Origin of the sequence: Streptomyces sp. NBC_01474 (assembly GCF_035918215.1) — a bacterium.
Lineage (GTDB): Bacteria > Actinomycetota > Actinomycetes > Streptomycetales > Streptomycetaceae > Streptomyces > Streptomyces aureus.
On record NZ_CP109449.1, the window covers coordinates 5,649,670 to 5,667,621 of the forward strand.

Sequence of the window (17,952 nt, forward strand, 5' to 3'; positions counted from 1 at the left end):
TCCCGTGGCAGAGACGGCGAGTAACACGCGCGACGGCAAACGCCAGGCGCCGCCACCCCACGCCAGGCTTTTCAAGTACGCGGCCGGCGCTCGGACAATAGGGGTTCCCCCTGCTCAAGGCTGGGGTGCGGCGCTCCCAGTACGTACGCTCAGTGAAGTGATCGACACATGGTGTGATGGCCCACAGCGTTCTCTTCGGTCTACGGAAAGGAACGAGCGCTCATGCGCGAGATCCTCGGAAGGCGACGCAGGCTCCTGTCCAGGCGAAACAACGGGAAGTCTGATCAGTTCAGCGCGGCCCTGACCTTCGCGACCGCATGGCAATGGCCCGTGCTCCCGGGCGTGGGGCTCGTAGGGGCGGGGCGCCGTGACGGCGTCAGCTGCGCCTGCCCCGACCCGGAGTGCACGGTGCCCGGCGCGCACCCCTTCGACCCGGGACTGCTCGCCGCGACCACGGACGAGCGCATGATCCGCTGGTGGTGGACCAATCGTCCGGCCGCGCCGATCGTGCTGGCCACGGGGGCCGGTGCGGGCGCGAGCGGCGGCCGCGCCCCCTGCGCCGTGAGCCTCCCCTCGGTCGCCGGAGCCCGCGCCCTCAAGGCACTCGACCGTACGGACATCAGGCTCGGCCCGGTCGTGGCCACGAGGGATCGTCTCTTCATCCTCGTGGCGCCCTACTCCATGGAGCAGCTGGGCGAGCTCCTCTACGCCCAGGACTGGGTGCCGGGATCCCTGCGCTTCCACGGCGAGGGCGGCTATCTGGCACTGCCTCCGTCCGACACCGGCCTCGGCCAGGTCCGCTGGGAGCGCGCCCCGCTGCCCGGCTCCGCGGCACCCTGGGTGCCCGATGTGGAGGCCGTGGTGGACGCGGTGGTGGATGCCCTCACTCGTACGGGTGTGAGCGCGCCCGAGTTGTAGGGGAATTGGGCGCGCGGCGAGGGGTGCGAAGGGGCGGCGCCGATATCTTCGGCGCATGCCCTCCTTCCCCAGGCTCTCGACCAGCCTCGAGCAGGGGAGACCCCATTCGCGCCTCCGTCTGCTCGGTCTTCTCGCGGTCGTGGTCCTGACCGTTCTCCTCCCGCTGGCGGGCGCGTCCGCGGGCCCCGTCGGCGACACCGCCGCGGAGGACAACCTCAACTCCGGCGAACTGGCCACCGGTCACGCCGGCAGCACGAGCAGTGCCGACAAGGTCGACGACAAACCGGGCGCAGGTACGAGTGATTCGGTGGCCGCCGCGGCATCGGACACGGCAGCAGCGGATAATCCGGCGTCGGATACGGCCGGCGAGGCGCGCCGGTCTCACGAGCGGCCGCCGGGCACCTCCCTCCTCGCCGGTCTCGGGATCGCCACGAAAGCACGGTGCGGACCCGAACTCGCCTCTCCCGACGGCATCGAGGCGCAGACCTGCGTACTGACCCAGGGGCGGGACACATGGGCGAGGACCTACTACCGGAACGCGACAGGGGGGCCGTTGAGTTCCGTGCTGACCCTGATGGCGCCGGGAGGCCGCACCGTACAGATGCACTGTGCGGTGGGTGCTCAGGACGAACCGGGGACGTGTGACACGCCGCGGGAGCGCACTTCGGGTGAGGCGAGCGACTACTCGGCGGTGGCGGAGTTCGCGGGAGCCGGGGACGCGGGGCCGCTGCTGCTCAGGTCGGGAAGCAACGCACCGACGCCGGCCGGACGCTGAGCGAGCGGATCGATTCCCCGGGCACAGGCCCACGGGGTAGTCCCGGAAAAACAAGGACCCGGTTGCTGGCGACGGGGGATGCACCAGCAACCGGGCTACTCGAACGGTAACAAGAGATCGGCCGTTAGCAAATTCGATCTCGGCTATTCGTATGCGGATTTACCTGCCGCTACGGGGAGTTGTGACCGGAGTCACCCGTTCTGAGGGCTCCCTGTGGCTGACCGGTCGGTCAGCTGAGAGTCACCTGTCGATTGGTGAGGCCGCCGCGAGCCCTGCGCTCCTCGACGGTCAGTGGCGCCTCGGAGTCGAGGGCCGTGGCGAGCCGCTCGGCGAACTCGGCCGCCGGCTTCTCGACATCCTCGGCGCTCACCCCGGTGGGCAGGTCCCACACGGGAACGGTCAGACCGTGCGCGCGGAACGAGCCGACCAGGCGCGTGCCCTCGCCGAGCGAGGACGTGCCGGCCGCGTGCAGCCGGGCGAGCGCGTCGAGCAGCCGCTCCTCGGGGTGCGGCATGACCCAGCGCAGGTGGTTCTTGTCGGGCGTCTCGCACCAGTACGCGCCGTCGACACCGGACAGCTTCACGGTCGGGATGGCGGCCGCGTTGGCCCGCTCCAGGGAGGCGGCGACCTCCGGGCTCGCGTTCTCCGAGTCGGGCACCCAGAACTCGAATCCCGTGTGCACGACCGGCTCGAAGGCGGCCGCGGGGTCGAGCAGGTCCTGCAGACGCGGGCCTTCGGCGGGTGCGCGGCGCGCCTGCACCGGCGTACCGGGCTCGGCGGTGAGCGCGCGCTGAAGGGTGTCGGCGAGGTCACGGCTCAGGTCGCCCGACGAGGTGTCGTTCTGCAGGCCGAGCAGGACCGAGCCGTCGTCGCGGCGCAGTGCGGGCCACGCCATCGGAAGCACCGTCGCGAGTGTCACGGACGGAACGCCGTCCGGCAGGCTCTCCTTGAGGGTGAGCCGCACCGTCGCGGCGGGTACCAACTCGCGCAGCGCGATCCAGTCACCCTCTCCCGCGAGGCCTTCGAACGGGCGCTGCACCAGCTCGGTCACCGCGTGCGCGGCGGCACGGCCGTGGCAGGCCTTGTACCGTCGGCCGCTCCCGCAGGGGCAGGGTTCACGGGCGCCGACGACCGGGATCTCCCCGTTGCTGACGTGCGACTTGCCCTTGGTCTGGGGGCGCTTCTTGGCCATCTTGGGTGTCTCCCGGTTACGGCTCTCGTACGTACGGGCGCGAGCCTAGCCCCTCGTACGGCCGGGGGCGGGGAACAGGCCGGGTCGCCGGGCCGGAGCGGGTTTCAGCCCAAGTCCTCGAAGGCGTCGGCGAAATCGAGGTCGGACATGCCCGAGGGCGCGCGGCTCGCCACGCGCGTAGCGAAGTCGCCCTGCCTCTGCGTTTCGGCTTCGGAGCGCACGTCCTTGTGCACGACCACCCAGACGGTGACTTCACCGGGGGCGTCGTCCCGTACGCCCCAGTCGTCGGCGAGCGCCGAGATGATGTTGAGCCCGCGGCCGCCGCGCGCGGTGACCGAGGGCGTGGCCGGAACCGGACGGGTCGGACCACCACCGTCCGTCACCTCGACGGTGAGACAGCCCCGCGCATCGACCCGCCAAGCGGCCCGGACGTCGCCGTCCCCGGCCATGTCGTCGCCCAGCGGCCTGCCGTGCCGGCAGGCGTTGCTCAGCAGTTCGGAAAGGATCAGTACGGCATCGTCGATGACCGCTTCCGAGACCCCGCCGACGCGCAGCTGATCACGCATCCGGTGTCTTGCTTCGCCCACGCCCGCAGGGCCATGGGGTACGGCCATGCTCGACGACGTGGGCACCTCCTGTGCCACCACCAACGCCACCCCCGAGACCTCCTTTGCCCCACGCCACGGTGTGAATGCCCCAATGGACTGGACCGGAAACCGGCCAATCCACGCTCAGTGACGCACTCGTAACGACCGAATACGGAGCGAACGCGCCGGAGCACTCCCTGTGAGGACGATGGCCGGATTTAGCCCCTTCCGAGCTGGTGCAGAACCGCGCGGGGCCGGTTCGTGATGATCGCGTCGACGCCGAGGCCGACACACAGGTCGACGTCCTCCGGCTCGTTGACCGTCCACACATGCACCTGGTGGCCCGCCCGCTTGAGCTTCTCCACGTACCCGGGGTGGCTGCGCACGATCCGGATGCCCGGGCCTGCGATCGGCACTCCCCTGGGGAGGCGGCCGTCGCGGTGGCGGGGCGAGACGAACTGCATCAGGTAGACCGTCGGCAGGTGAGGGGACGCGGCCTGGATGCGGTGCAGGGAGCGGGCCGAGAAGCTCATGACGCGCACTGGGGACGGTGCGTCCGGGGCTCCGGTCGGGGCGTCCAGGCCGAACCGCTTGAGGAGCATCAGGAGGCGTTCCTCGACCTGGCCGGCCCAGCGGGTGGGGTGCTTGGTCTCGATGGCGAGCTCCACGCGGCGGCCCGCGTCGGCGACCAGTTCGAGCAGCCGCTCCAGGGTCAGGACGGAGGTGTCCTCCCAGTCGGGGCCCTCCGTGCTGGTGCGGCTGGCTTCGCTGTTCTTCCAGGAGCCGAAATCGAGGGCGGCGAGATCCGCCAGTTCCAGGGCCGACACCGCTCCGCGTCCGTTCGACGTACGGTTGACGCGGCGGTCGTGCACACAGACGAGATGGCCGTCCGCGGTGAGCCGCACATCGCATTCGAGGGCGTCGGCGCCATCTTCGATGGCCCTTCTGTACGCGGCCAGCGTGTGCTCGGGGGCCTCGTCGGAGGCTCCGCGGTGGGCGACGACCTGGATCTGCTGCTGTCGTGCGAGAGTCACCGCGTCATGGTGCCATTGCGAGGCGCTGGGCCGCCCAGCGGATGCGTCGGTTTCACCCGGCGTAAAGGATGGCACCGGACACACAGGAACGCCTTATGGTGCCCTGACGTCCCGTGGGAAAAACTGACCGCATACAAACAGCAATGACGATGGAATCAGCTGGTACAGCCGTGGATCGAGGAGAAGAGCTGTGAGCACCGAGAACGAGGGCACTTCAGTACCCCCGGCCCCGTCCGCACCTCCCGTGCCGGTGGAATCTCCCACTACTCCCGCACCCGCCGGTTCCGCACCTCCTCCGGAGCCCGCCGACGCACCCACCGCGGCGTTGCCGCCGGTCGAGGGCGCGGCGCCGGGGGCGTACGAGGGTTCCGGCGCGGCCTCGGGGGCTGCACCGGAACCCGGCGGGCAGCCCGAGACCGCGAACGCGGCCTCGGGTGGCTGGCCGCCTCCGCCGCCCGCCGTTCCCGCGTACGCGGACGGCGGCGGCGGTGGGCACTCCTGGGGCGCCTCCTACCAGCCTCCGGAGCCCAAGCCGGGCCCCCGGCGTGGCGGGCTGCTGGCCGCGGTGGTCGCGGCGGCCCTGATCGCGGGCGGTGTCGGCGGCGGAATCGGCTACTGGGCGGCCGAGCGCAACGACGACGGTGGTTCGGGCTCGACGACGGTCTCCGCCTCGGACAACCCGGCCGACTTCAAGCGCGCCCCATCCTCGGTCGCCGGCCTCGCGGCGAGCGCGCTGCCGAGCACCGTCACCATCGAGGCCGAGGGCAGCGACGGTGAGGGCGGCACGGGCAGCGGATTCGTCTACGACACGCAGGGCCACATCCTCACCAACAACCACGTGGTGGCTTCCGCAGCCGACGGAGGGAAGCTTTCGGCCACGTTCTCGAACGGCAAGAAGTACGACGCCGAGGTGGTCGGCCGTGCCCAGGGCTACGACGTCGCGGTCATCAAGCTGAAGAACGCCCCGTCGAACCTGAAGCCGTTGTCGCTCGCCGACTCGGACAAGGTCGCCGTCGGTGACTCGACCATCGCCATCGGCGCGCCCTTCGGCCTGTCGAACACGGTGACCACGGGCATCGTCTCGGCGAAGAACCGCCCGGTGGCCTCCAGCGACAGCTCGGGCAGCAGCAAGGCGTCGTACATGAACGCGCTGCAGACCGATGCGTCGATCAACCCGGGCAACTCGGGCGGTCCGCTCCTCAACGCGCGGGGCGCGGTCATCGGCATCAACTCGGCGATCCAGCCGGGGAGCAGCGGCGGCATCGGGGGCTCCGGCCAGTCGGGCTCTGTCGGCCTCGGCTTCGCCATTCCGATCAACCAAGCGAAGAACGTCGCCAAGCAGCTCATCAAGACGGGCGAGCCGGTCTATCCGGTGATCGGCGCCTCGGTCGCGCTGGATGAGCAGAGTGACGGAGCGAAGATCACCGAGCAGGGCGCGGGCGGCTCGTCCGCGGTCACGGCGAACGGCCCGGCGGACAAGGCAGGCCTGAAGCCCGGCGATGTCATCACCAAGCTCGACGACACGGTGATCGACAGCGGTCCGACCCTGATCGGCCAGATCTGGACGCACCAGCCGGGCGACACGGTCAAGATCACGTACAAGCGCGGCGGCGCGGAGCACACGGTCGACGTGGTTCTCGGCGAGCGCAAGGGCGACAGCTGACCGAACTCCCGGCCGAACCCGCTACCCTGGTCCTCGCTCCGCCGGTCGCCGGCGGAGCGAGGGTGGGTTGCCCGAGCGGCCTAAGGGAACGGTCTTGAAAACCGTCGTGGCGCGAGTCACCGTGGGTTCAAATCCCACACCCACCGCAGCAGGTCAGCGTTAGCGCTGGTCAGAGGGCGTGACCCCGGTTCGGGGTCACGCCCTCTTCGCTTAGCCTGTCTCACCCTGATTCGGGGATGTACCGCCTCTGACCAGTGCGTGTGGGCCATACGTGGGCCAGGATCAGGGCCCTTCTGCCTCCTCCAACCCCTTCTGGATCAGGCTGTTGGCGTGGGCCGAACTGCCCTTCAGGAGCTTGGCGTAGAAGCGGTAGAGCACCGCGACGCTGTGGCCGGCGCGGTACGCGACCTCCACCGGGTCCACGCCCTGTTTGATCCACAGGGAGACCGCGGCATGGCGCAGGCAGTACGGCACAGCGGCCATGCCGGACTTCACCTCAGCAGAGGTGAGGACGGCTTCACGGGCCGTGTCCCAGACGGCGCAGTACTCATTCGAGGTGACCCGGCCACCGCGCGCGGCCCAGAACAGCCGACCGTCCGGGGCCACGCCGCGAGCGACGTGAGCGCGGACCATCCGGACGTAGACCGGGGGGATCGGAACGGCACGAACGGCGTTGCGGGCCCGGTGCTTCAGTCCGCGCTTGTCGTGAGACTTCCCGCCGTCCGTCCAGCCAGCTCCGACTTCCGGGTGGCTCTCGGAGACCAGCACTTCGCCCCAGGCATCTGGCTCGCTCTCCGGCGGCAGTGTGAAGTCGTCCTCTCGGAGCGAGACGGCCTCACCGGGGCGGGTAGCCAGGTAGTAGATCGCGCCGAAGAACGTCTCCAGGTGCTCGCCGCGCGGACCCTGCGCCGCGATCGAGCCGAGCAGCCGGCGTGCCTGCTGTGGGCCCGGGACGTATCGGAAGTCGACCTCATCGGATGTGGACGGAGCAGTCCAGTCGACCGCGAGGAACGGATGGCGGTTCAAGAGCGCGCGTTCTTCAACGGCGTACCGAAAGGCGTTGCTGAGGACCATGCGCTTGCGGTTGGCCGTGTTCTCGGCGGCCGAAGCACCGTTGAGCTTCTTGGACAGGGCGGCGAACGCGGAACGGATGTGCTCTGGCCTTGCCGCCTCACTGACCTTCAGAGAGTTGGCGGCGACCCATTCGAGCGCCTTCTCCATGTCCTCAGGCATCGCCTCGGTGTCGCAGCGCGGCACCCAGTCGCCTCGTTCGGGCTTCACGGCCCTGAACGCCCACTGGTAGAGCGCAGCGCGCAGCGTTCGAGGGTCCGGCTGCCCGGCAGTGGTGCGCACAAAGACGGGCGTCACAACTGCCAGTGATTCAGCGATACTCGCGCGGTGCTTTCCTGCCGCACTTGGCCATTTCATCAGGGCGTACGCCTTGGCGTGCTCGTACCAGGTGGGCATTGCCAGTGCGGCCAACTCCGCTTCCGGCAAACCGGTTTCCTCGTCGAATCGCTGGCCCTTGCGCAGAGCCTCCATGAGTTGTGAACGGCGGCCATCCGCCTGCGGCTTGAGCGCGAAGCTCTTCGAATGCCCCTCCCCGCCTACGCGCCACCGAACCTCCCAGGGCTTCGGGCGGCCGGAGCGGCGGCGGATGGACCAGACGACGACGTCGTACGTGAGCATGTCTCTCCAGATCAAGGCAAAGCCCGCCCCTGAGAGGCCAGGGGCGGGCTCGGGTCGACGACGAAGTCAGGCGGCGTTCTGCTCGCAGGTCTCCCACCATGCGTCCAAGTCGGCGCGGCTGACACGGAGCTGGCCGTTCGGGAGCTTGCGGAGACGGGGAGCTTGGCCGCGGGCGCGCATTCGGTAGAAGGCGGCACGGCTCATGTCGATTTCTTCGAGTACGGCAGCGAGTTTGAGCATCGGCTGGCGAGACATTCCGTGGCTCCTTGGGGAAGCGTCGGGAGTGGGCTGGGGGAAAACTGGCGCCACAATGCTGAGGACCGCGGACCATCGCGGACCACCCTGTTTGACCTGCGGTTTTGTAGGGGGTGTTGTGCGGACCATCGCGGACCACTCTTGGAGGTGTGGTCCGCGATGGTCCGCGATCGGGGTCGGGGAAATGTGCAGGTCAGAGTGTGTGGTCCGCGATGGTCCGCTGTCTTGGGGATTGTGGGCGTTACTTCATCCGGCGGCGCCGGACGCAGGCGGGACGGTGATGCCGGTGTAGATGCGGATGCGGGTTTCGCCGTCGCGGGGGCGGCTGACGGTGAGTTGGGGGATGGCGGACTGGAGGTCGCGGCCGAAGACCTGTTTGCTGCCGGGCTTCACGCCGTTGTCCTCGGCCCACTCGCGCCAGATCGACCACAGGTTGTCGACGGGGATCGAGTACGCCGGCCCGGTGGCGCAGCGCTCCCGGATGAACGCGGTCGTTGGGGAGGCGGTGTCCTGCATCGTGGTGACCGCGTCCCGGCTGGCGGCCGGTTCGGTGATCCGACCGGTGCGCTGAAGGCGGGCGAGGCCGTCCAAGGCCCAGTTGAGGATTCCGGGCAGTTCGGCGATGAGCCGGTCCAGCAGGGTGTGGTCCTCTTGCCCGAGCCAGGACCGGGTGAAGTTGAGGACGATGAAGCGGCGGGCGATGACGCCGGATGAGTCGCCGAAGTGCGGCAGTTCGTTGGACAGCATCATCATCCGGGTGGGCAGTTTGCCGGTCCATGCCTGACGAAACTTGCGGTCGATGTCGATGGTGTCCTCGCCGGAGATGGTCAGCAGCCGCTCGACCACCTGACTGCTGTTGCCGGACAGGCGGGCGTCGGCGATGACGGCGAGGGGTTTTCCGATGAGGGTGGCCAGTCCGAAGTTGGTGCCGAGCCCGGCGAGAGTGGGGCCGGCGAGGTTGTTTTTGCCGACCAGCTCTTTCATGACGCGGGCGATGGTGCCCTTTCCGGAGCGGGCGGCGCCGACCATGAGCAGGATCTTCTGTTGGTCGGTGCGTCCCGATAGGACGTAGCCGAACCACTCCTGTAGCGCGGCGATGGCGTCGGGGGCGTCTGGCCAGATGCCGGCGAGGAAGCGGTGCCACTCGGGTGCGGTGGCGGTCGGGTTGTAGGCGAAGGGGACGGAGACGTGGTTGAAGAAACTGGGGGTGTGGGGCAGTAGCTCGCGGTCGCTGATGCGCAGCAGGCCGTTGGTGCACGCCACGATGGGCCCCCAGTCGCTCGTGTCGTCGTCGGTGAGCCAGTCGGGGGCGTCGATGTCGTTGGGCAGCAGAGTGATGGAGCCGAGCGCGTCCAGAAGGTTGCTGATCTTCGGTTTCGTCGGCGCCCAGGGCCGGGGCTCCGGGTCGCCCTTCTTGTTGACTCCGACGTAGGTGGCGTGCTCCAGGCGCTCGTACATGCTCTTGCGGATCTGTTCCTCGTCGACCTCGCGCCAGTGGGTGTGGCTCCACTGCATCCATGAGGCTCGCCAGCGTCGGCACACCATCTGTCCGTCCTCGTTCTTCCAGTCGGGCAGGATGCGGCGGGCGACGGCCATGGGGTTGGAGGGCGTGGGCAGCTCTTCGGCGTCCAGGCTTTCGACGTTCATGCCAGGCCCCTCCCTTCCGTGGGGGTGCGGGCAGAGCGGTTCATGCGGCGCGGTCGAGGCCGTTGGTCACAGCGCGGCGGGCGTAGGGCTCGGGGACATCGACCGCAACGGCGGCAGCCACGATCTCCTCGGCAAGGGCGTCCAGCCCGCACGGTCCGGGGCAGTCGAGGTGCTGATGGGCGAGGAACCGGGCGACGGCGAACGCCTGCGTTCCGGCGCCGGATTCGCTGTGCTCGCTCACGAGGGCGAGGCCGCGGTTCAGGCCGGTGCGGACGAAGCGCTCGGTGTGGCGGCAGCCGGTGGCCACCGACCGATCCCATGAGGCTGTGGCGGGTCCTGAAGAAGCCAACGCTTCGCGGGAGGCGGTGGCCTCTTCCCGAACCGTCAGCGCGCGCACCGCGTCCGGCAGCGGCACCATGAGGCCGTCGCCGGGGCCGAGCCAGCGGGCGTACTGCATGGCCGACTTGATGTCGACGCCGGGGCGCACAGCGTTGGCGGACGGCATGACGCCCAGGTACAGCCAGTGCTGGCCCCTGGTGGTGGGCACGGTGCGGGTGGGTGGCAGGTGCTCGCATGCCCATGCCACGGCGTCGGCGTGGTCGAGGTCGACAACGGTGAGTCCGGCGCCGCCGGGGTGGTAGGCGAGTGCGGCGGCGTGTCGCCAGACGGGCGCCCACGTCTCGGAGCTGAGGGTGTTCGGGTCGGTGGTGGCGGCGGCCCATCCGTGGCAGGGGGCGGGGCAGTGGCAGGGGCCCGGGGCCTTCATGTTCGGACGGCCGCCGCATGCGTTGCCGGTGCAGGTGCCGCAGTTACCGAAGGGGACCTTGCCCGCGCGGAGCGGCAGCACGGGTACGCCGCGTTCGGCGAGGGCCAGGGCGGTTGGCAGGTGTCCGGTGGATGGGGTGAGGCCGTCTCGCCGTGCGGGGTTGGGATGGGTCATGCTGGGGGTTCTCCTGTTCTCTTGGAGGGACTGGGAGATCCGGGGCGGGTGCAGGCTTTGGCGAGAAGGCACCCGCCCCGGGCGTAGCTAGTACTGGTTGCGCAGGTCGCAGAAGTCGCAGTCGCAGTCGTCGTCGTGCGGGCAGTCGCAGCCGCACGGGTGAAGCTGGCCGACGCAGTAGCACTGGCACATGCCCTCACCGCAGGGCTGTTCGTCCTCTTCCTCGTCGTCGCTGGTGTCGTAGCCGAGCGGGCTGAGGGCCGAGTGGACCTGGTCAAGGGCCGCGGCAAGACGTTGAGCGCGGCCGATGGCGACGCGCGCCGTCTGTACGGCGGACGATGCGGCCTGGTCGGGGTCCTCGCCGCCGTCCACGGTGAGCCGGTCGGCTTGGTGGGCGTCGGTTACGGGCTGAAGTGCCTGGGTGATGGCCTGCGGGAGCATGCGGGACAGGTGCGCGAGCGTCCCGATGAGGCTGTAGGCGTGGCTGGGGTACTGCCAGTCCTCACCCGGCGTGCAGGTGGTGTGGTTGATGGCGCGGACAGCTTCGGCTGCCTGGTCCCCGAGTTCCAGAGGGGTGGCGGGCTGATTCTGCATGCGGTGGCTCCCTATCCGTGGAAGTGGTTGCGCTTGATGACGGCCCGGCGGATGTTGACGGTGCTGCCCTTGCCGCCGCCGAGGGCGCGGGGGGCGCGCAGGGCGACGACGATGACCGCGGCCCACACGAGGGCGCCGCCGCTGATTCCGGCGGCGGCGTTGATGACCTCGCCGACGCCGTAGCCGACGCCGGCCGCCAGCGCGCCGCCGCCGAGCCCGGCGCCCATGAACCGCTGGGCGATGGGATCCAGGAGCGGTACCGGGGTGAGGTCGCGAGGCTGCGTCGGCTGGATGGGGGCGGGGGCGAGGTGCTTGGGCATGGGGACCATGCGCCCGTAGGCGTCGGGCACCCACACCACCGGCTGCCGCTCGCCGTACGGGTCCACCGGCATTGCCGGGCCCGGGGCGTAGAGGTCGAGGGGCTGGGGGTGGTGGACGGCCACGGCGCCTGTGACGGGCTCGTGGGCGAGGTGTTCGTTCACGGCCGTTCCCTTCAGGGTCAGTTGGGCAGTGCGTGGACGAGTGCGGTCATGAGGTTGTTGATGGTTCCGGCGGCGCCGGTGCTGGCGACGTAGAAGCCGAACAGGGCGGCCACGAGGGCGGTGCCGTAGCTCTTGTTGGCGCGCAGGATCAGCGCCAGGAAGAGGCCGAAGAGCAGGACGAGGGAGATGGTGACGGCCATGGGTCAGCCCTTCTTCGCGAACGGACGGGCGGCGGTGGGCTTGGGGGTGTCGGTCTGGCCCTCGCGGTAGATACGCAGCCAGAGGTTGTACAGGCGGCGGCCGACGCGGACGCGCTTGCCGTGGCCGTGGCAGCGGCGGCAGTCCTTGCCGCGCTTGGCGCGGCCCTTGCGGTCGTGCTTGATGGCGTGGCCCATGCCGTGGCAGCGGCGGCAGTCGCCGTACGGGCTGCCCGCACACACGCTGATGTAACAGAGCGTTATGCCGAGTAGGCAGGCGCTAGCAAGGAGGAAGGGGGTCATGGGGTGCCCTCCAGGGCGGATTTCGGGGATTCCCGCAGGTGAGGTGCTAGATACGAGTTCCCTGATCAGACAGGGAATGGGGTGCTAGCGGGGCTGCTAGGTCTAGCACCGGTGGGGTGCTAGACCTAGCAGCGGTTCGCGTCAGCCCTTGCCCGGCTTTCCATCACGCTCGGTGATGGCGGCGGCGATGTCGGCGCGGGCGATGCCGCGCCGGGTGGTGCCCTTGCCCTTGTCGCCGGTGGCCCATACGTCCTGCACGGTGATGCCGTGCGGGCGCAGGTTCTTGGCGACGGTCTCGGCCTTCCAGCCCTGGTAGACCTCGGGGCGCAGGTCGGCGAGACGGGTGGCGACCTTCTCGTTCCACACCTTCTCCTCGTCGACCGCCACGACCTTCAGCACGTCGGCCAGCAGGTCGAAGGAGGCCACTTCGGTCTCGGGGAGCTGGCCGATGGCGTGGCCGGTGACGTTGCCGTACTCCTCGCGCATCTGCCGGGCGCGGGCCACGACCTGCTCAGCGGCCGGCGCGTCGACGAACGCGGAAGCGACGATGCGCGGGTCGTCGCCCTCACCGGCCATCCAGCAGATGCCCAGGTCGGAGCGGGAGAACATCGTGGCCCGGTATCCGGCCTTGTAGGCGCCGGTGCTCAGCACCATGTCGTTGGCGGTGTGGCCCATGACCTTGAGGCAGAACCGCAGCACGGCGTTGGCGGAGATGCCCGGCGGCAGGGACTTCGCGTCCGGGCGCTGGGTGGCGAACATGCCTACGATGCCGAGCGCCGGTCCGCGCTTGGCGATGTCGGTGCAGATCTCCTCGATCTCCGCCCCGTACTTCTCGTGCTCGAAGCCCTTCTGGCATTCATCCAGGCCGACCACGATCGGGTGCAGGCGAAGCGACTTGTCGTTCGCCAGCTCCGGGGTCACCTTCGACTCCGGGCAGCGTGAACGCGGCAGCGCCTTGATGACCTTCGCTCGCCGTCGCAGCTCCGCCTTCAGCTCCCGCAGTGATTCCAGGGCGTAGAGGATGTCTTCGTCCTCCTCACCGGCCCGGTAGCGGTGGCAGATCGGTTCGAGGGCGCCGAAGTCGCCGGTGCCCTTGAAGTCGAACGCGTGGACCTCCGCACGCGGGTCGAGGGCGGCGATGAGCAGGAACAGCCGCATCAGGAACGTCTTGCCCATGCGCGGGATCGAGCCGACCACGACGGACGCGAACATCAGGGTCACGGACACGTCGCCCATGCGCTGGTCGTTGCCGAACACGACCGGCTTGAACAGGTCGACCATGCCCGACTTCAGCAGCGGCCAGGCGGGCTTGGTCGTCTCGTTCATCGGCTTGTCCCCGACCCACAGCACAAGGCGCCCTTCGTGCTCGGTCGGGTCGGGTGACGGCCACACGCAGCCGACCTTGCGCCGCAGCCCGGAGGCGAGCGACTTGCGCGACTCCATGATGTCCTCCGGCGTGACACCCCACGGAAGGTCGAGGTCGGCGCGGTAGCCGGGCCCGTCGCGGGTGATTTCGGAGGTGAACCGCATGCCGTTCATGTCGCCGCCCTTCTTGATGGCGGCGGTCAGCTTGGGGTTGCCGATGTTGTCCAGGGCGCGGAGCACGATCGAGGTGGTCAGCTTCTCCAACTCGGTCTTGACTACCGCCCGCCCGATCACGGGCTCATCGGCCTTGCCGCCCTTGAACCCGGCGGCCAGCACCGCGGACGACGCGAACAGCACCAGCCAGCCCGGAGCGAGGACGTAGCAGGCCCACGCCAGCGGCACCCCGATGAGCCCCGCGACGGCCATGACCAGCATGCGAAGGCGTACGCGGCGGTCGCGCTGGCGGGACAGCTTCAGGTACTCGCCGGTGTTCTCGTGCGCCACCTCATACGCCCGCAGTGGGGCGGCCTCGGCGTCCCACACCCACTGGTTCGTCTGCGAGATCAGCCGGGCCGCGCCCTTGGGCGCGTCCAGCGTCAGGCGGTACAGGTACCAGGGGGTGCGGATGCCGTGATACGCCGTCGCGTAGAAGGCATTGCCGGTCGCGCGCTGCGCGGTGGACACGAAGCCGGGCTTGGACTTCAGCCAGGACGGCAGGATCGGCTTGCGCTTGTAGGTCGTGATCCCGGGGCCCGGCAGGGTCGACGGGTCGGCCGGACGCGGCCGTGCCGAGTCGTCCGACTCGTCGTCGTCCGCGTCGGCCGACGGGTCGAGGGTGCGGACGGCCGACTCACCGGCAGCCGAGTCGGCCGACTCTGTGCCGGTGCGGTCGGCCGATCCAGCGCGTGCGTTGCGGGCCTTGTCGAGGTCGACCACCTCACCGGTTCGGTCGGCGTTCATCTCGGCTTCGAGACGTTCGAAGAACTCTCCGCTTTCGTCGGGGTGATTCACTGAGGTTCCCTTCAGGGATGGAGGGTGGCGGGGCCCGGCCGCTGCTTTGGTTGGTTGAGACCGGGCCCCGTCGACTACAAGTCGAACAGGCCGCACTGATCCGTAGAAGTGGCGGGGAGCTGGCGCTTGGCCGCACGGGCGGCGGTGGTGAGGCAGTCGAGGCACCAGGCCCGCAGTTCGGCGGGCGGGAGTCCGGCCGCGGCGACTGCGGACGTGAGCGGGTCGGCAGGGGCCGCGATCAGGCGGACCCGGCGGCCGTGCTTGCTGGTGTAGCCGTCGTGCTCGTGCGGGCAACGGCCCTTGCCCTTGGTGTGCGCGTTGCCGCACTGGCCCGCGCACTGGCAGCGGTGGCCGGCGGCCTCCATCACGGTGTTGAACAGGGCCGCGGCCACGATCGGTGCACTCATGCCGCCACCCCCATCACTGGCGCAGTAGTACGAGCCCCGTGACGGCCGGAGCGTCGCCCGGCAACCGTGGCGAAGAGCCTGCCGAGCCCGGCCCGCTTCAGCCCGGATCGAGCCTGCTTGGCCGCGTACATCGACTCATCGGCCCGCCGCAGCAGGCCGGACAGGTCATCGGTGGGGAAGTCGGCGGCGCGGACCCAGCCGAGCGACACTGTGGTGTGTACGTCCGGGTTCTGGCCGTCGACCGGGCGGGCCAGGATGCCGTGCAGCAGGGCGAGCAGATCGGCGGCGGCGCCGTGCTCGTCGATGAGGACGGCGGCGAACTCATCGCCCCCGAGCCGACCCACCACTCCCTTGCGGCCCACGTGGTGGGCGAGCCGGTCGGCAGTGGCCTTCAGCAGCGCGTCACCGGCGGCGTGGCCGTGGGTGTCGTTGATCTGCTTGAAGCGGTCCACGTCAGCGAGGACCACGACCGCGCGCGGGTCCTTCAGCAGGGCGGTGGCGCGGTGGGTGAACGCGTCGCGGGTGCGCAGCCCGGTCAGCGGGTCACGCCGGGCGACGTGCAGGCGCCGGCCGAGCCAGCGCACATGCGAGGCCCACCCGGCGGCCAGCGGGGCGGAGACGGCGAGAACGTCTAACAGGGTGCTCATGCCGCCACCTCCCCGACCGTCTCGCTGGCGTCGTCGGCAGGGGTGTCGACGGCATGCAGCAGGCGGTTGGCGCGCTCCGCGGTGAGGGTGTCGCGCACCTGGCGGGCCTGCTTGGCCCCGCAGCGCAGGCCCTTGCGCAGCGCTTCGGCGTTGATGTCCGCGTCCGACCACGAGCCGGTCAAATCCCGGGCCTCTACCGTCAGCTCATCGATCGTGCGACGGGCGGGCGCCTTGGTCGGTCGACGGCGCGGCGCGGACGGCTTCCGGGGAGCGGGAGCGGGCGCCGGTGTCGGAGTCTCCGGCTTCGGTTCCTCGGGCTGTTCCGGCTGCTCTGCCACCGGCTCGGTGCCGGGGGCGAGGTCACCGAGCTTGAGCAGAACGCGGGCACGCCGTGGCGTCTTCGAACGCCACAACCGGCCGTGCTCCTCCCGCAGGTCGGCGCGGGCCAACTGCCGCTGGCGTTCCCGGGTGAGGGCGTCGGCGTAGGAGGTGATCTCCCACAGCGTCATGCGCCGCCACAGCGTGAACGTCGGCCACGGGGCCAGCAGCCACCGGGTCCACCGGATCTTGTCCATCCGGCGGCCGGTGACAGCGCCGATGCGGACGGCGTAGATGTGCGCGCCGATCTCTGAAAACACCACCCACAGCAGCGGCATCGTGCCGTGCGCCAGCTTGGCCCACATTCCGTGACCGGCGGCGATGTTCAGCCCACAGGTGACCAGGGTGAGAAGCCAGGGCACGAACCGCACCCACGCAAGCCCCATGTCCATGCGGATCAACAGCAGGTTGGCGACGGTGAACACCGGGATGGCCACGTCGATGCCGACCGGCAGCATCCACGGATCGGTGAACCCCCACCGCAGCGCGGCGGAGGAGACGGCGTCGAAGGAGGCGAGGAAGCCGAGCGAGCCGACGCCCGCCGCAGCAGCGGCACCGACTCCGGCCAGTCCGAGTTCCGGGCGCGTCAACGGCGGGATCGCAGGACGCTCGTTCGCGATCGTGGCAGTCATGCCGCCACCTCCCCGAGGGGCGAGACGTGGGTGAGGCCGGTCAGGGCGGCGATGTCGTCGCCGGTCAGCTTGGTGTTCTCGTCCATGGCGTGCGCCACGGTGCGGATCTCGCGCCACAGGTGGGCGACCTTGCGCCGGGCCATGCCGCGCACCATCGGCCACGACTTGCCGCCGTCGGGCACGTGGTCGCGGGCGACCGTGACGCCGTGCGCGGTGAGGGTGTCGATGGCCTGTTCGCGGTCGTGGTCGGCGGCGCAGGCCAGGGCCCGTTCCGGGGTCCACAGGCCATAGGTCATCAGGTAGTCGACGTGGGCGACCTGTCCGCCGGCGCACATGGAGGCGAAGTGCCAGGGCGGGGTGTTGTTCCCCTGCCAGGCGGTGTTGCCAGTGACGGCCCAGTGCCCCTTGTCGGGCTCCCAGGCGATGACCTCGGCGGTGTGCACGGTCATGCCGTAGGCCATGGCGAGCACCGCGTGTCCGGCCTCGTGAAAGGCCATCCCCAACCGGGCCTGGTTGTAGGTCAGCGGCATGTCGAGGAACGGGCGCGGCTGGCCCTTGTGGTCGTTCAGGACCTCGGGGGCGGGAGCGGTGGCCATCATGCCGCCACCTCCTTGCGCGCCGAACGGTGCCGGGAGACCGGACGGGGCATCGGCACGACGTTGAACAGCTCCGCCGCGTGGTCCTCGATCGCCGCGGCGGCGATCCGGATCGCGTCGTCCGGCATGCCGGGGTCGTCCGAGAGGATGTCGCGGGCCGCGTCCAAGCGGGCCGCGCGCTCCATCTCGCTCTCGCCGTCCACACCGAGCCACAGTTCGACCGGGGTGCCCAGGGCGAGTTCGATGAAGTCGTTACTGGTGACGGCCTGACGGCCGTTGATGTACGAGCGCATGGCGAAGCTCCTGTAGGGGAGGGACTGGAGGCGCCGGAGCTGGCAGAGGCGTTCTTGGCGAGAAGGCGCCAGCTCCGGCGAATGGCGAAGGGTCGTAGACCCGTAATGCGGTGACTCATCAAGCGGGCAGGCTGTGCAGGCGACAGCCGGCGTCCTGCCCGCATGACGAGTGACGGGAAGCCCGTCACTGTCAGCTCCGCGGTTCCGTGCGCGCCTTACGCTCCTTGGCTTGGTCGGCGCGTGGTCGCCGCGGTCCCTCAGTCGCTACTCGCTGAGTGGATCTCCCGTCCCTTGCGGGTGTCATGGACCGGGTGCAGCCCAACCACCGGGGTTCCCGCGATCCGATC

The 17,952-nt window shown here is 69.9% G+C and carries 20 protein-coding genes and 1 tRNA gene; 4 read left to right on the forward strand and 17 right to left on the reverse strand.

Going from position 1 to position 17,952, the window contains the following annotated elements; translation table 11 throughout:
• Positions 1 to 222 precede the first annotated feature (222 nt).
• Entirely contained in the window at positions 223 to 918 is a 696-nt protein-coding gene (locus OG758_RS25880; protein ID WP_266562429.1) for a bifunctional DNA primase/polymerase, read from the forward strand.
• Positions 919 to 973: 55 nt separating this feature from the next.
• Entirely contained in the window at positions 974 to 1,693 is a 720-nt protein-coding gene (locus OG758_RS25885) for a hypothetical protein (protein ID WP_326712157.1), read from the forward strand.
• 229 nt (positions 1,694 to 1,922) lie between these two features.
• On the opposite strand, the gene OG758_RS25890 is transcribed toward OG758_RS25885, so the two are convergent.
• The 3 genes from OG758_RS25890 to OG758_RS25900 all read right to left on the reverse strand — a co-directional run bounded on the left by OG758_RS25890 (position 1,923) and on the right by OG758_RS25900 (position 4,506).
• A complete protein-coding gene (locus OG758_RS25890) occupies positions 1,923 to 2,885 on the reverse strand; it encodes a DUF5926 family protein (RefSeq protein ID WP_326712158.1) in 963 nt (320 codons plus the stop codon).
• Between the two features lie 104 nt (positions 2,886 to 2,989).
• Entirely contained in the window at positions 2,990 to 3,541 is a 552-nt protein-coding gene (locus OG758_RS25895; protein WP_442810346.1) for an ATP-binding protein, read from the reverse strand.
• Positions 3,542 to 3,690: 149 nt separating this feature from the next.
• Positions 3,691 to 4,506: a glycerophosphodiester phosphodiesterase gene (locus OG758_RS25900; protein WP_326712159.1), complete on the reverse strand. Its 816-nt coding sequence runs from the start codon at positions 4,504 to 4,506 to the stop codon at positions 3,691 to 3,693.
• A 190-nt stretch (positions 4,507 to 4,696) separates the two neighbouring features.
• Here OG758_RS25900 and OG758_RS25905 point away from each other — a divergent pair, with 190 nt between their 5' ends.
• Together OG758_RS25905 and OG758_RS25910 are read left to right on the forward strand one after the other, a co-directional pair.
• Positions 4,697 to 6,169, forward strand: coding sequence for a S1C family serine protease (locus OG758_RS25905; protein WP_326712160.1), 1,473 nt, complete (start codon positions 4,697 to 4,699; stop codon positions 6,167 to 6,169).
• A gap of 61 nt (positions 6,170 to 6,230) precedes the next feature.
• Positions 6,231 to 6,315: transfer RNA gene (locus tag OG758_RS25910), tRNA-Ser, on the forward strand.
• A 136-nt stretch (positions 6,316 to 6,451) separates the two neighbouring features.
• Here the strand turns inward: OG758_RS25910 and OG758_RS25915 are convergent.
• The 14 genes from OG758_RS25915 to OG758_RS25980 all read right to left on the reverse strand — a co-directional run bounded on the left by OG758_RS25915 (position 6,452) and on the right by OG758_RS25980 (position 17,605).
• Positions 6,452 to 7,858: a tyrosine-type recombinase/integrase gene (locus OG758_RS25915; RefSeq protein ID WP_326712161.1), complete on the reverse strand. Its 1,407-nt coding sequence runs from the start codon at positions 7,856 to 7,858 to the stop codon at positions 6,452 to 6,454.
• Positions 7,859 to 7,924: 66 nt separating this feature from the next.
• Entirely contained in the window at positions 7,925 to 8,113 is a 189-nt protein-coding gene (locus OG758_RS25920) for a helix-turn-helix transcriptional regulator (RefSeq protein WP_326712162.1), read from the reverse strand.
• Positions 8,114 to 8,359: 246 nt separating this feature from the next.
• The gene (locus OG758_RS25925; protein WP_326712163.1) at positions 8,360 to 9,760 is read right to left on the reverse strand and encodes a DNA primase family protein; all 1,401 of its coding nucleotides are present in this window, start codon (positions 9,758 to 9,760) and stop codon (positions 8,360 to 8,362) included.
• 40 nt (positions 9,761 to 9,800) lie between these two features.
• On the reverse strand, positions 9,801 to 10,700 hold the full coding sequence (locus OG758_RS25930; RefSeq protein WP_326712164.1) for a bifunctional DNA primase/polymerase: 900 nt from the start codon (positions 10,698 to 10,700) through the stop codon (positions 9,801 to 9,803).
• Between the two features lie 87 nt (positions 10,701 to 10,787).
• Positions 10,788 to 11,294 (reverse strand): hypothetical protein, encoded by a 507-nt coding sequence (locus OG758_RS25935; protein ID WP_326712165.1) that lies wholly within the window; start codon positions 11,292 to 11,294, stop codon positions 10,788 to 10,790.
• Between the two features lie 11 nt (positions 11,295 to 11,305).
• Positions 11,306 to 11,776 (reverse strand): hypothetical protein, encoded by a 471-nt coding sequence (locus tag OG758_RS25940; RefSeq protein ID WP_326712166.1) that lies wholly within the window; start codon positions 11,774 to 11,776, stop codon positions 11,306 to 11,308.
• Between the two features lie 17 nt (positions 11,777 to 11,793).
• On the reverse strand, positions 11,794 to 11,976 hold the full coding sequence (locus OG758_RS25945) for a hypothetical protein (protein ID WP_326712167.1): 183 nt from the start codon (positions 11,974 to 11,976) through the stop codon (positions 11,794 to 11,796).
• Positions 11,977 to 11,979: 3 nt separating this feature from the next.
• Positions 11,980 to 12,216: a hypothetical protein gene (locus OG758_RS25950; RefSeq protein ID WP_442810347.1), complete on the reverse strand. Its 237-nt coding sequence runs from the start codon at positions 12,214 to 12,216 to the stop codon at positions 11,980 to 11,982.
• A 201-nt stretch (positions 12,217 to 12,417) separates the two neighbouring features.
• Positions 12,418 to 14,652 carry a cell division protein FtsK gene (locus tag OG758_RS25955; protein WP_326712169.1) on the reverse strand — a complete coding sequence of 745 codons (2,235 nt, stop codon included), beginning with the start codon at positions 14,650 to 14,652 and terminating at the stop codon, positions 12,418 to 12,420.
• Positions 14,653 to 14,726: 74 nt separating this feature from the next.
• Entirely contained in the window at positions 14,727 to 15,059 is a 333-nt protein-coding gene (locus OG758_RS25960) for a hypothetical protein (protein WP_326712170.1), read from the reverse strand.
• Positions 15,056 to 15,706 (reverse strand): GGDEF domain-containing protein, encoded by a 651-nt coding sequence (locus OG758_RS25965; protein WP_326712171.1) that lies wholly within the window; start codon positions 15,704 to 15,706, stop codon positions 15,056 to 15,058. Before OG758_RS25965 ends, OG758_RS25960 begins: the two co-directional genes overlap by 4 nt.
• Entirely contained in the window at positions 15,703 to 16,716 is a 1,014-nt protein-coding gene (locus OG758_RS25970; protein ID WP_326712172.1) for a DUF2637 domain-containing protein, read from the reverse strand. The genes OG758_RS25965 and OG758_RS25970 overlap by 4 nt, the downstream gene beginning before the upstream one ends.
• Positions 16,713 to 17,315, reverse strand: coding sequence for a hypothetical protein (locus tag OG758_RS25975; protein WP_326712173.1), 603 nt, complete (start codon positions 17,313 to 17,315; stop codon positions 16,713 to 16,715). Before OG758_RS25975 ends, OG758_RS25970 begins: the two co-directional genes overlap by 4 nt.
• Positions 17,312 to 17,605, reverse strand: coding sequence for a hypothetical protein (locus tag OG758_RS25980; RefSeq protein ID WP_326712174.1), 294 nt, complete (start codon positions 17,603 to 17,605; stop codon positions 17,312 to 17,314). Before OG758_RS25980 ends, OG758_RS25975 begins: the two co-directional genes overlap by 4 nt.
• Positions 17,606 to 17,952: the final 347 nt, after the last annotated feature.

Bases quoted from the DNA above. Each gene is read 5' to 3' on its own strand.
- OG758_RS25890 (WP_326712158.1), bottom strand. From the start codon at position 2,885: ATGGCCAAGAAGCGCCCCCAGACCAAGGGCAAGTCGCACGTCAGCAAC.
- OG758_RS25915 (WP_326712161.1), bottom strand. From the start codon at position 7,858: ATGCTCACGTACGACGTCGTCGTCTGGTCCATCCGCCGCCGCTCCGGC.
- OG758_RS25980 (WP_326712174.1), bottom strand. From the start codon at position 17,605: ATGCGCTCGTACATCAACGGCCGTCAGGCCGTCACCAGTAACGACTTC.
- OG758_RS25930 (WP_326712164.1), bottom strand. From the start codon at position 10,700: ATGACCCATCCCAACCCCGCACGGCGAGACGGCCTCACCCCATCCACC.
- OG758_RS25885 (WP_326712157.1), top strand. From the start codon at position 974: ATGCCCTCCTTCCCCAGGCTCTCGACCAGCCTCGAGCAGGGGAGACCC.
- OG758_RS25970 (WP_326712172.1), bottom strand. From the start codon at position 16,716: ATGACTGCCACGATCGCGAACGAGCGTCCTGCGATCCCGCCGTTGACG.
- OG758_RS25925 (WP_326712163.1), bottom strand. From the start codon at position 9,760: ATGAACGTCGAAAGCCTGGACGCCGAAGAGCTGCCCACGCCCTCCAAC.
- OG758_RS25880 (WP_266562429.1), top strand. From the start codon at position 223: ATGCGCGAGATCCTCGGAAGGCGACGCAGGCTCCTGTCCAGGCGAAAC.
- OG758_RS25920 (WP_326712162.1), bottom strand. From the start codon at position 8,113: ATGTCTCGCCAGCCGATGCTCAAACTCGCTGCCGTACTCGAAGAAATC.
- OG758_RS25935 (WP_326712165.1), bottom strand. From the start codon at position 11,294: ATGCAGAATCAGCCCGCCACCCCTCTGGAACTCGGGGACCAGGCAGCC.
- OG758_RS25975 (WP_326712173.1), bottom strand. From the start codon at position 17,315: ATGATGGCCACCGCTCCCGCCCCCGAGGTCCTGAACGACCACAAGGGC.
- OG758_RS25960 (WP_326712170.1), bottom strand. From the start codon at position 15,059: ATGAGTGCACCGATCGTGGCCGCGGCCCTGTTCAACACCGTGATGGAG.
- OG758_RS25945 (WP_326712167.1), bottom strand. From the start codon at position 11,976: ATGGCCGTCACCATCTCCCTCGTCCTGCTCTTCGGCCTCTTCCTGGCG.
- OG758_RS25965 (WP_326712171.1), bottom strand. From the start codon at position 15,706: ATGAGCACCCTGTTAGACGTTCTCGCCGTCTCCGCCCCGCTGGCCGCC.